13 protein-coding genes, 6 tRNA genes and 2 riboswitches are annotated in these 11,760 nt (G+C 36.4%); of the genes, 2 read left to right on the forward strand and 17 right to left on the reverse strand.

The features are described from left to right. Positions 1-3: 3 nt before the first annotated feature. The 9 genes from ILS93_RS16555 to tenA are packed head-to-tail and all read right to left on the reverse strand — an operon-like array spanning position 4 to position 6,904. The gene (locus tag ILS93_RS16555; protein WP_222660896.1) at positions 4-1,023 is read right to left on the reverse strand and encodes a thiazole biosynthesis adenylyltransferase ThiF; all 1,020 of its coding nucleotides are present in this window, start codon (positions 1,021-1,023) and stop codon (positions 4-6) included. After that, positions 1,016-1,786 carry a thiazole synthase gene (gene thiG / locus ILS93_RS16560; RefSeq protein WP_222660898.1) on the reverse strand — a complete coding sequence of 257 codons (771 nt, stop codon included), beginning with the start codon at positions 1,784-1,786 and terminating at the stop codon, positions 1,016-1,018. The genes ILS93_RS16555 and thiG overlap by 8 nt, the downstream gene beginning before the upstream one ends. A gap of 2 nt (positions 1,787-1,788) precedes the next feature. Next, complete coding sequence (gene thiS, locus ILS93_RS16565) at positions 1,789-1,992, reverse strand: sulfur carrier protein ThiS (protein WP_001049510.1); 204 nt, start codon at positions 1,990-1,992, stop codon at positions 1,789-1,791. Positions 1,993-2,007: 15 nt separating this feature from the next. Further along, positions 2,008-3,117 carry a glycine oxidase ThiO gene (gene thiO, locus ILS93_RS16570; protein WP_149174196.1) on the reverse strand — a complete coding sequence of 370 codons (1,110 nt, stop codon included), beginning with the start codon at positions 3,115-3,117 and terminating at the stop codon, positions 2,008-2,010. Further along, the gene (gene tenI, locus ILS93_RS16575; RefSeq protein ID WP_088047981.1) at positions 3,110-3,730 is read right to left on the reverse strand and encodes a thiazole tautomerase TenI; all 621 of its coding nucleotides are present in this window, start codon (positions 3,728-3,730) and stop codon (positions 3,110-3,112) included. The genes thiO and tenI overlap by 8 nt, the downstream gene beginning before the upstream one ends. Positions 3,731-3,740: 10 nt before the next feature. After that, complete coding sequence (locus ILS93_RS16580) at positions 3,741-4,742, reverse strand: ABC transporter substrate-binding protein (protein ID WP_000670443.1); 1,002 nt, start codon at positions 4,740-4,742, stop codon at positions 3,741-3,743. Next, positions 4,739-5,491 carry an ABC transporter permease gene (locus ILS93_RS16585; protein WP_064473931.1) on the reverse strand — a complete coding sequence of 251 codons (753 nt, stop codon included), beginning with the start codon at positions 5,489-5,491 and terminating at the stop codon, positions 4,739-4,741. Before ILS93_RS16585 ends, ILS93_RS16580 begins: the two co-directional genes overlap by 4 nt. Further along, positions 5,491-6,240 (reverse strand): ABC transporter ATP-binding protein, encoded by a 750-nt coding sequence (locus tag ILS93_RS16590; RefSeq protein ID WP_064473926.1) that lies wholly within the window; start codon positions 6,238-6,240, stop codon positions 5,491-5,493. Before ILS93_RS16590 ends, ILS93_RS16585 begins: the two co-directional genes overlap by 1 nt. After that, complete coding sequence (tenA, locus tag ILS93_RS16595; RefSeq protein WP_000666826.1) at positions 6,209-6,904, reverse strand: thiaminase II; 696 nt, start codon at positions 6,902-6,904, stop codon at positions 6,209-6,211. Before tenA ends, ILS93_RS16590 begins: the two co-directional genes overlap by 32 nt. Positions 6,905-6,986: 82 nt before the next feature. After that, positions 6,987-7,089, reverse strand: a riboswitch (TPP riboswitch). 60 nt (positions 7,090-7,149) lie between these two features. Next, positions 7,150-7,261: riboswitch (TPP riboswitch) on the reverse strand. Positions 7,262-7,530: 269 nt separating this feature from the next. Here tenA and ILS93_RS16600 point away from each other — a divergent pair. Both ILS93_RS16600 and ILS93_RS16605 read left to right on the forward strand, forming a co-directional pair. After that, a complete protein-coding gene (locus tag ILS93_RS16600) occupies positions 7,531-8,691 on the forward strand; it encodes an SH3 domain-containing protein (protein WP_088047985.1) in 1,161 nt (386 codons plus the stop codon). Between the two features lie 5 nt (positions 8,692-8,696). Further along, complete coding sequence (locus tag ILS93_RS16605; protein ID WP_001189486.1) at positions 8,697-9,035, forward strand: hypothetical protein; 339 nt, start codon at positions 8,697-8,699, stop codon at positions 9,033-9,035. A gap of 241 nt (positions 9,036-9,276) precedes the next feature. Here the strand turns inward: ILS93_RS16605 and ILS93_RS16610 are convergent, their stop codons facing one another. The 8 genes from ILS93_RS16610 to ILS93_RS16645 all read right to left on the reverse strand — a co-directional run bounded on the left by ILS93_RS16610 (position 9,277) and on the right by ILS93_RS16645 (position 11,755). After that, positions 9,277-10,428, reverse strand: a complete 1,152-nt coding sequence (locus ILS93_RS16610; RefSeq protein ID WP_046956752.1) for a DUF3965 domain-containing protein — start codon at positions 10,426-10,428, stop codon at positions 9,277-9,279. A 297-nt stretch (positions 10,429-10,725) separates the two neighbouring features. Further along, positions 10,726-11,145 carry a CBS domain-containing protein gene (locus tag ILS93_RS16615; RefSeq protein WP_000199001.1) on the reverse strand — a complete coding sequence of 140 codons (420 nt, stop codon included), beginning with the start codon at positions 11,143-11,145 and terminating at the stop codon, positions 10,726-10,728. 131 nt (positions 11,146-11,276) lie between these two features. After that, positions 11,277-11,348, reverse strand: a tRNA-Glu gene (locus ILS93_RS16620). 1 nt (position 11,349) lies between these two features. Next, a tRNA-Asn gene (locus tag ILS93_RS16625) sits at positions 11,350-11,424 on the reverse strand. An 8-nt stretch (positions 11,425-11,432) separates the two neighbouring features. Continuing rightward, positions 11,433-11,509: transfer RNA gene (locus tag ILS93_RS16630), tRNA-Ile, on the reverse strand. Between the two features lie 11 nt (positions 11,510-11,520). Further along, positions 11,521-11,591: transfer RNA gene (locus ILS93_RS16635), tRNA-Trp, on the reverse strand. A 6-nt stretch (positions 11,592-11,597) separates the two neighbouring features. After that, a tRNA-Thr gene (locus ILS93_RS16640) sits at positions 11,598-11,670 on the reverse strand. A gap of 9 nt (positions 11,671-11,679) precedes the next feature. Further along, positions 11,680-11,755, reverse strand: a tRNA-Phe gene (locus tag ILS93_RS16645). Between the last annotated feature and the right edge of the window lie 5 nt (positions 11,756-11,760).

Here is an 11,760-nt window from a genome sequence, read left to right on the forward strand (position 1 = left end):
TTTCTATCCAAAATAGCGATGATAAATCGTTTTTGCTTCGCTTATATCTTTCGTTCCATGTACAAGTACACGTCCATCTTTGAAAGCAACTAATCTCTTTTCTTCCACAGAAAATGATAATAAATATGGATTTACATTTAAATCATTCACACGATCATTCAGCAGCTCTTTGTATCGTTCAAAATCCATTTCTTCTTTATGAGGTGGTCTAATTTGAACTGTATTTCTCCCGCATAAAACTGCTGTTTTCGATGTATTTTCTTTATTTAAATACGGGTATATCGCATTCTCTCCACACGAAGGACAATTATGCTTACGAAGCTTTTGCACATTCATACATGAGTATTCATTCTTCCATACATCAAACGATACAAGTCCATCTCGAAGTGACTCGTAATCTTCCACTAACAGTTTAAGAGCTTCCGTTACTTGATGAGAAACGACGAGAGATACAGCAGGAGATATAATGCCCGCTGTATCGCATGTCGCTCCGCCAAGCGGAATCAATTGTAATAAACAAGATAAACATGGCGTTTTACTAGGAAGAATTGTGTAAGAAAGGCCGTAACTCCCTACACATGCTCCGTAAATCCATGGAATAGAATACTTTTGCGCTATATCATTTACAATAAAACGTGTTTCAAAATTATCAGTTGCATCAATCATTACATCAACCTTTGTAACGAGTTCTTCTAATTCCTCAGCAGTTACATCTTGAACGAGAGCTTTTACTCTTACTTCACTATTAATTTCTTCTAGACGCTTTTTTGCCGCTACAGCCTTCGGTAGGTTATTCTCTACATCGCTCTCTGCATACAATTGTTGCCTTTGTAAATTACTCCAATCGACATAATCTCGGTCAACAATCGTTACTATGCCAACACCTGCTCTTACAAACATCTCTGCATTTGCACTACCTAATGCACCTGCACCGATAATGAGTACATGCTTTTCTCTTATCTTTCGTTGCCCCTCTTCTCCAATTGGAGAAAATAATTCTTGGCGAGAATATCGATTATTCAACTACGCTCATTCCTTCTAAAGGACTACTTGCTGTTGCACAACGCTTACGTGCAATACGCCCCGCTTCAAATCCTAATCGTCCTGCTTCAATACTTAATTTCATTGCTTGTGCCATTTTTATTGGATCTTTTGCTCCCGATACAGCAGTATTTAATAACACACCATCCGCTCCTAATTCCATCGCAAATGCCGCATCAGCTGGGCTACCGATACCAGCGTCAACGATAACTGGTACTGTCGCTTGTTCAATAATGAAGCTTAAATTTAACGGATTTACAATACCAAGCCCTGAACCGATTGGTGATGCTCCTGGCATAATTGCATGCACACCTAGTTCTTGTAATTTACGTGCTAATACAACATCATCAGATGTATACGGAAGTACGATAAATCCTTCATCTAGTAACATTTCAGATGCCTTTAACGTTTCTACTGGATCAGGTAATAACGTTCTATCATCACCAATAACTTCTACTTTGATCATATCGCAAAGCCCCGAAGCTTTTGCTAATTTTGCAATACGAACAGCTTCTTCAGCATTTTTTGCTCCAGCTGTATTCGGTAATAACGTATATTTTTTCACATCAAGTTTCTCTAATAAATTAGGCTGCTTTGCATCAAATATATCCATACGACGTACTGCGAACGTTAAAACCTCAGCCTCAGATACATCAATTGCCTTTTGCTGTACATCAAAATCAGGGAATTTCCCTGTTCCTAATAAAAGTCTAGAATGAAATGAAAATGGTCCAATGTTTAACATAATCAACCGCCTCCTACGAAAGTTACAATCTCAATTTGGTCTCCATCAAAAACAGATGTATCTGTATGATCATCTTTTTGTAAAATATCTTTATTACGCTCTACTACTACAATTCTGTTATCTAACTCTAAATGCGTAAGTAGCTCAGCCACTGTTTTCACACTCTCTGGCACTTCAAGTTGGTTACCATTAATTTTTAAATTCAAACTTCCATCCCCTTTCTAAACTGTTTTAGAAAGCAATGAATCTAGCAAATGATTCTCCTGCTTTCCTTCTATTAAATCAGCCATATACTGACCAGAAACAGGACTTAATAAAATACCGTTTCGATAATGTCCAGTACAAGCATATAAACCTTTTATTTCTTCATGCTCTCCCATATAAGGAGCTTCGTGATTCGATTGAGGTCTTAACCCTGCCCATGCGCTTTCCCACTCTGCTTCTTTTAAAGCTGGCAATATTGTATACGCGCGCTCTAATATAGAAGTAATACTTTCTGGTTGCACTGTTTTATTAAACGTATGAGGCTTCATCGTTGCTCCAATTACGTAACGTCCACCACGCTTTGGGGCAATGTAAAATCTTTCTTGGAAAATAGGTGCCTTTAAAAGTGGTTTTCTACTTCTTACCGCTACTACTTCTCCTTTAACTGGATATGTACCCCATTCGCGGTGAAAATAACCTAGTAACTTCGTGCTCCATGAACCACCCGCAATCACAACTTTCTCGCACGCCATAATACCTTCGCTTGTAACAATCCCAGTCACTTTATTATTTTCAATACGAATATCAAACACTTCTGTCTGTTCATATATATCAGCACCCGAAATTGATGCGGAATGTGCGAATGCTTTCGTAAGCTCTGGTGCAATAACATGACCATCTTTTGGATAATATACAGCACCTATAATTGACTTAGATAGACACGGCTCTTTCTCTCGTAAACGATCTCCCATTAGAAAGTAAGAATCTTCACCTGTTTTCTGCTGCCACTCCATAATGTGAAGAATCCTTTCCTTCTCATCTTCATTTTGGGCAATGCGATAAATGCCTTTCTCTTCATACCCAATATCGATGCCTGTTTTTTCACGTAAAACTGCTGCAAGTTGCGGAAATATAGCACGGCTTTCTCTAGCAAGTTCAAATAACGGGTCATATGCATCCCATTCTGCCTGAACCCCGAGTAAACCAGCAGCTGCTTTCGAAGCTTCAGATGCAATCCTTTGCTTCTCTACAATCGCTACTTTATGTCCTCTTTCTGCTAGAAAATGTGCAACTGAACTACCGATTACACCACCGCCAATTATCGCTACATCATACTTCTTACACATGTTTTTCCGCCCACTTTCTTATTGATTCCTTATAAGATTTCGCTTTGCTATACGGGTTACTACTACTTATAATCCCAGACATAACAGCAATACCACTGACACCGTTAGTAAGAACATCCCCGATATTTTCCGTGGTAATTCCGCCAATTGCTGTAATCGGTATGGATAAACACTTTGCAATGCCTGAAACCTCTTCAAGCCCTCTCGCTGGCACACCTTTTTTACAATCTGTCGGAAATACATGACCATAGACGAGGGAATCCGCTCCATTCTTAAATGCATCGATCGCCTCTTCTAAAGAATGTACAGAATAGCCGACATGCAAATAAGAAAACTTTTCTTTCACTGACCTTACATTGGCGCTTCGATATCCGAGCTGCACGCGTGGAATGTTTAATAAAATAGCGATATCAATTCGATCATTTATCACTATTTTTGATGCCGGAAAGCCTTTCTTCAAAAGACTTTCCACACCTTCATACAAATCCTTCGTACTTTTCTCACGCTCACGAATATGCAAATAGTCAATCTCACTTTCAATTTGCATCGCTACATTCACTAACTCTTCGAATGACATGTGACCATTTGAGATTACATGAAGCTCATTTTTCATATTCATTCGCCTACTTTAAAATGTTTTCGAATAACTCATCGGCCGGAACGATTTCTTTCGTCATTCCTTTATCTTTCAGCCATTTATTTTGTTTTTCCCATGATTCTTTTGAATCTGATAAGAATGGCTCATCTTTCGTTTCCATTTTCTCTAATAAAATTTTCATACTTTCTTTTTCAACTTCTGGTACAAGTGGGAAGTTTTCTTTTTCTTGATGATTTAATAAAATATTTAATGCTTCATCTGGATTTTTCTTCATGAAATCATAGCCTTTTTTCGTACCACGTAAGAAGGCTTGTAACGCTTCTTTATCTTTTTTCAACGTTTTATCACCTGTTACAAATACAAGCTCATGATAATTCGGTACACCGTAATCAGCTGGATTGAAGTACGCCGGTTCATGACCTTCATGACGCATAACAGGTACTTCATGGTTAATGTATGCCCCTGTTACCGCATCCACTTTCTTCGTAATTAATGCCGGTACTAGATCAAAGCCAACATCGACTACTTTCACTGTATCTGGATTACCACCAGCTTCTTTTACCATCGTTTTTAAATACATCTCACTTAAAGGTGTTCCAGAATATCCAACTGTTTTCCCCTCTAAATCTTTTGGCGATTGAATGCCTGCTGATTTCAGCGATACAACATGATTTAATGGTGAACGTACGACAGCTCCAATTGATTTCACTGGAATTTGTTCATTTGCTTTTGCCATGACAACATCTGGCTGATAATATAAGCCAACCGTTACTTTTCCTGCAGCTGCTAAAGTTAATGGATCAGTCGGATTAGAAGGGAATTTTATATTCACCTTGACTCCTTCTTCTTTAAAGTATCCTTTTTCAATCGCCGCATAAATAAAGCTATGTACCGCATTTGGGTACCAATCAAGCATGACCGTTATTTCTTTTTCTTTTTTATTCTTATCTGACGCTGAATTACTAGAACATCCAGCGATCATTGCAACTAATAATGTCAACACAAAGATGCGTTTTAAAAATTTCATGAATACTTCCTCCAACTAATAAATTTCTTTTCTAATACTGAGATAAGTATGACGAAGAAAATAGCTAATAATGATAACAATACAATGGGTGCAAATACACCTGCTCCGTCTAACTGCGTCATCATTCTTTTACTGAAATATCCAAGCCCAGCTTGTGCACCGAGCCACTCACCGATTGCTGCCCCAATTACACTAAGCGGAACTGCAATTTTTAAAGCTGAGAAAAAATAAGGAAGAGCAGATGGTAACTTTAATTTAAGAAAAACATCTTTTTTCGTTGCCCCATACGTAACTAAGAGCTCCTCCCATTCTTTTTTCGTACTGCGTAGTCCATCATACGTATTGACCGCAATTGGGAAAAACGTAATTAAAACAGTAACAACAACCTTACTCCAGATCGTATATCCAAACCATAAAACGAAAAGCGGCGCAAGCGCTGTAATAGGAATCGTTTGTGAGGCAACTAATAATGGATAAAATGCTCTCTCCATCCAATTACTCGCATTCATTAACATCGCTAGCCCTACCCCAAGTACGATAGAAATAGCCACCCCTATTAAAACGACCGATAAGGTTGCCGGCAAATGAACCGTAAATAATATATCTTTTAGTTTCCATATCTTCATCAAAATTGCAGACGGTGACGGCAAAATGTACATTTCATCTACGATTCTTGCGCCTACTTCCCAAAAGGCAAGTAAAATACTAGAAAGTGTAAGGGCAGGTAATAGCTCCTTCAACCGGTTCATCATACGAGTACCTGCCTTTGTAACATACTAAGAAGCTCATTTTTAAGCGCTAACACTTCAGGCTTATATAAATCTTTTCTTGTTCGATTACGATCAAGCGGTACAACCCTCTCGGTTAAAGTAGTTATCGGTTGCTGCTCTACTACTAAAATTCGATTAGAAAGAAACAACGCTTCTTCCACATCATGAGTGATAAATAAAATTGTTTTTTCCCACTCTTTCCATTGTTCAAACAGCCATTCTTGCAAAGATGCCTTCGTTAAAGCGTCCAACGCGCTAAACGGTTCATCTAACAACAATATCTCCCCGCCTGTTAATAAAGTTCGAATAAAAGATACGCGTTGTCTCATACCACCAGATAAATCTTTCGGATATTTTGTCTCATACCCTTGTAAGCCAAATTTATGTAGCAGTTCCTTGGCCTTTATTTGTGCTTCTTTCTTCTGTACACCTTGACACTCTAGCGGCAGAGCAGCATTCTCAATAATCGTTCGCCACGGCAGGAGCATATCTTTTTGGGGCATATACCCTACAGGATGGCTCTTCGTTTCTGTCAGCTCTATCTGCCCAGTACTTACTTCTTCTAAACCTGTAATAAGGCGAAATAGAGTACTTTTCCCGCATCCACTCGGTCCGATAATACTTACAAACTCTTTATCTTGTATAGAAGCATTTAATTCATTGATGATTGGTTTCTCATCATAATGAAAAGAAACATTATGAAACTGTAGTATGTTCTTGCTCCTCAAATCCCCACATCTCCTTACGATAGGACATATCCCAGAATAAATATTCAAATCGACTGGAATATAGGAAAATCTCCTCTAATCGATCTAGCTCTTTTTCAGACTTTCCAACTGCCATTTCATTTAATAAATCGATTAACCAAATACAAAGGTTACCGTATTCTTCAGAACTATATCCTTGAATCCACTCACCAAAGAACTCATGATCTCTTGCTCCAGGAATATCATTTAAACGCTTTCCAATTTCCCAGTAGCTCCACATACATGGAAGAAGTGCTGCTATTAATTCCGCAAGTGTGCCATTTTGAGATACAGACATCATGTAATTTGTATAAGCTAAATTTTTAGCAGATGGCTTTGCAGACTCTATCTCCTCTATAGAAATTCCCAGTCTTTTTGCATATTGTTTATGGATTGTCATTTCTCCATTTAATATGCCATCAATTTGTTCAGCAAATTTCCCCATTACTTGTGGATTCGTTGCTTTTACAACACCAATCGCATATAGCTTTGCATAATCTAACAAATATAAATAATCTTGAATAATGTAATACTGAAACTTATCTTTTTCTAACGTGCCATCCCCCATACCTACTACAAACGGATGATTATGACTCATCTCCCAAACTGGTTGTACAGTTTCTAATAATCTATCGCAAAATTTCATTTCCCTATCCCCTTCCGGTATGTGTATTTAAATAAAAAACCACTTCTAAATAAGAAGTGGTTACAGCAAATAAAATTATAATTTATTCGTTGCTCCACTTCCCTTCGCTAGTATTACCTAGATCAGGTCTGTAAGGGTTAAGGATTATTCCTCTCTCAGCACAACAAGCACCCCTAGTGGTTTCAATATGAAATTTTCAAACAAAAAAGCCCCGTTTCTATACGCAAAGAAACGGGGACTTATTATTAGTGTCCGAATTGCTTCCCTACGCTAGCATAATCTAGATCAGGTAATGAAAAGGATCAAAGGCTTACGGCCTACTCTCAGCTGGCAACACCAGCTCTCCTAGCAAACTATGAAATTATCACTGTCAGTATAACATCGTAATAAGACATCATCAACTGTTTTAATTTTCTCAATTGTCAACAAAATAACAAAACTATATAATACTTATATTCTATCTTAGAAATTATTATCCTAATTAATTGAATAAAAAGGAATCATTATCCTCAAAAAATTTATTTTTATATTGATTTCATATTACATTTATGTGAATACACCCACTATATTATATCTTTATACTATAATAAAATTACAACTATACAACTAGAGGAGGTCTCTATTATATGAATATGAAAGCTACTGCTTTAACAGCAACTACTGTTGCAATTGCCTCTTTACTTCCTTCTATGGGAGAAACAAATGTACAAACAGCCAACGCTGAACAATTATCTAATGTGAAAACTGGATATGTCAAAGTCGATCAAGTAGCCTTACATACAAAAAATAACGCAAATAGCTCTTCAATTGATACAATTCGCTTTAATACGAAAGTAAACATACTTGAAACAACTAATGGCTGGTATAAAGTATCTGTTAATAATAAAGTAGGTTACGTACAAAAAGACGCTATTCTACTAAAAAACAAACTTCAATCTACTAATCAATACATCGTTAATGCCAATGCATTAAACGTTCGTTCTGAACCTAATTTAGAATCTTCAATTTTAGATGTATTACCAAATGGGAAATTCGTTACCATTCAAGAAGAACAAGGCGAGTGGTATAAAATTTTACATAATGGCAAAACAGGTTACGTACAAAAAGCATTCGTATCTAATGGTTCACAGCCTTTAGTAAAAGGCATCACAGTTCAAAATAATACGAAATACACAGTTGCAACACCTAAACTTAATGTACGTGGCAACGCTAGTACAAGTAGTGCACTACTTGGTTCATTACAAAATGGTACACAAATACAAGTAGTGGAAACTGTAGGAACTTGGTATAAAATTCGTTTTGGCACAGGATACGGATACGTAGCAAAACATTATGTGATGCAAAATCAATCACAATCACAAGCTCAAACGGCTCAACCTACTTCCATTCCAGCAGTTTTCAAATTCCCTACTCAAGGAAGAATTAGCTCAACCTTTGATATACGTTGGGAACAAATGCATTATGGTATAGATATTGCAGCTCAAGGTAATGTCTCTATCCAGGCGGCAGCTGCAGGTAAAGTTGTGAAATCATATTATTCAGCTAGCTATGGCAATGTTGTGTTCATCGCCCATCAAATAAACGGGAAATTATATACAACAGTCTATGCACACATGAAAGATCGCACTGTACAAGCTGGTGATCAAGTACAAGCTGGACAATTAGTAGGTCATATGGGCAACACAGGTCATTCATACGGGCAACATCTTCATTTTGAGTTACACAATGGAGAATGGAATTTTGAAAAAACAAATGCAGTAAACCCACTGCCATATTTAGTTAGGTAAATTGTATGCAACGCAATATCAATATACCTCTCTTAATTGAATACTTAGCCTTTTTAGGTTTAATCTGTTGTTTAATCATTTACAATACAAACACTGTATTTTTATCTATTATCATTGCTTTTGTTGCTTTAGAAATTATGATGGAATCCTTTCAAGTACAACTAAAACAAAAAATTGCCCATATATATAATGCCATCTTTCTATTAAGTGCCCTAATAACAAATATTATTAGTAATGGTTTTTATTTATCTACCGTATTTCCTGTATTCTTTATGGCTGTTTTATTATTCATAGCTAGATACATTCATGTTCCTAATACCAAAAAACACGAACAAGAAGCTTAGAAAGAGGAGACACTGTGTATCAATCTTTCAAAAATAATCCGCTAAAATATATATTGAATGTATACACCAAAATAAATACTTTTTTTGGTATACAAGGAAGCAATACAGCACAATTTATCCTTTATGGAATGTTATTTCTCGCCTTAATTACGTTCTCCTTGCTTTACTAATAAAAAAAGGATCTCACATAAACTTGAGATCCTTTTTAATTTATATAAATTTTTTATATAGAAAATGCTCTTTATCCACAAGCATATTTTTCATAAATAAAGCTAAGGTTATATTTTTTCTCTAAGCTCATTCTTTGTTCATCATCACACCAATAGAACAGAATATCATGAATTGTTGCATAACGTTTATTTTTAAGAAATAGTTTAAAGAATGATGGTAAACAATCATGTAATTGTATAAATATATAATTGCGTAATATTTCTTCTTTATATTCAATGCCTTTACAAATATACAGCAATTCTTCACAATAATATGCATGTTGTGGAACTTGAATCATTTCGAAAAATGGCACATATGATAATAACTTCCCGATAAAATGATCATATCGATCCATTATTCCTATCGTCATATGCTCCATCATTTCTTTCATTACATATAAATAATCATCTACATGAGTAGTCTTGAGTGGGTCTAATCGATCTGAAATTTGAGAAAGTACAGCTCTTTGACAAGCTAACACCGCTTGACTAGGTCCATAATATGATAGGAAATCTGTACACTTACGATATTTTCGTAATAAGTCATGTGTGTATAAGTCATACACAAACGTATTACAATACATCGCTAGACTCATCATATCACTATTTAATTGCTCTTTTGATAGTAATTTAGCTCTCTTACACATATAAAAGAATGTAAATTCCAATACTTCTTTATGAGATAATAAATGTTTACAATCCGTTATACATTTCTCATTAAATTTAACCCTATCCCAAATTTCTACATCCCCATCAGTCAATTCACCAATACGATATTTAATAATTAAATAGTTTAAAGCAACCGCTTGCGTCAACAGATCCCACGTTTCATATTCCAATGAAGTGTGAACAAACTCAGCTAGTCCTTGAGTTATCATAAAAGTATTTGCTTCTTCATACCAACCAATCTCTTGGCATAAGCGAAGAATACGTACTAGAGTTGGAATTTCATCTTTATGAAACTGCGGTAAATTCTTTACTTTATCCATTCCATATACGATAAATGCCGCTAAATTTTCTTCTTTATAAAATTCTTTTTCTTTCCACACTAATATAGTTCGTTCTTTCCCTTCACCTTTTGGATGACAAGGTACAAGCAAAGAAAATAATTCAGCGAAATTATTTGGTTCTATATATGTATCTGTAACCAAATTCCAATTTGGATCGCGCTGTACAGCCCTCATATAATTCCCCTTCCCTTTTGTCTACATAGGAAATATTAATCCATTATTACATCGTTAACAATAAATATTGTTATATTCGAAATCTTTCATAATACTTATATCTATCAGTATATCATTTTTTCTCTTATTTAAAATTAGGAATGACAAATTTTAAATAACTGTCGAAATTACTAACTGTATACTTATATTATATAATGTCTCAGATACATCATGCTAACATATTAGTTTAATCCATATATACTAGAATAATGCATCTGATTTTTATACGTAACTTATCCCACTAAGGAACGTCTCTCTTCATTCCGTATGCTCCGAAATTTCACTTAAAGCAAATCCCGCTTGATCATCTGCCGATTCTCTTATAGCTAAATCACCTAGTGCTAACATCCCAACGAGTTGACCACTCTCAACTACTGGTAATCGTCTAATTTGATACTGTGCCATTAACTCTGTAGCTTTTTCAATAGAATCATCTGGAGAAACTGAAACAATATTTGTTGTCATTACATTTGTAATTTTATTAGATCCAGGATGTTTCTCAGCAATCCCACGAACAACTAAATCTCGGTCCGTAACAAGCCCAACAACTTGCTCATTTTCAACAACTGGAATCAATCCAATCGATTCTTCTTTCATCTTTACAGCAGCCTCATATACATTGTCTAGCGGTGTACAATGTACAACATGAGTACTCATAAAGTCTCTCACTCGTGTCATTTTTATCTCCTCCTTTTTATACATACCATAGCTTTTCCTAAATCCCTTTATTTATTTCAGGAAAATCAGTTGATAAAGGAGGATTCCACAAAATAAAAAAGAGTCAGCAATATGCTGACTCTTTTTTTTTATGACCCGTACGGGATTCGAACCCGTGTTACCGCCGTGAAAGGGCGGTGTCTTAACCACTTGACCAACGGGCCATGGCTCCGCAGGTAGGACTCGAACCTACGACCGATCGGTTAACAGCCGATAGCTCTACCACTGAGCTACTGCGGAATAATATATGGTGGGCCTAAATGGACTCGAACCATCGACCTCACGCTTATCAGGCGTGCGCTCTAACCAGCTGAGCTATAGGCCCATACACTTTTACAGGGGCAGTAGGAATCGAACCCACACTGGAGGTTTTGGAGACCTCAGTTCTACCTTTAAACTATGCCCCTAAAGGATGCCGACTAGAGGACTTGAACCCCCAACCTACTGATTACAAGTCAGTTGCTCTACCAATTGAGCTAAGTCGGCATAAAAAAATGGTGGCTCGGGACGGAATCGAACCGCCGACACGAGGATTTTCAGTCCTCTGCTCTACCGACTGAGCTACCGAGCCAACAT

Origin of the sequence: Bacillus sp. 16GRE42 (genome assembly GCF_019837435.1) — a bacterium.
Classification (GTDB): domain Bacteria; phylum Bacillota; class Bacilli; order Bacillales; family Bacillaceae_G; genus Bacillus_A; species Bacillus_A wiedmannii.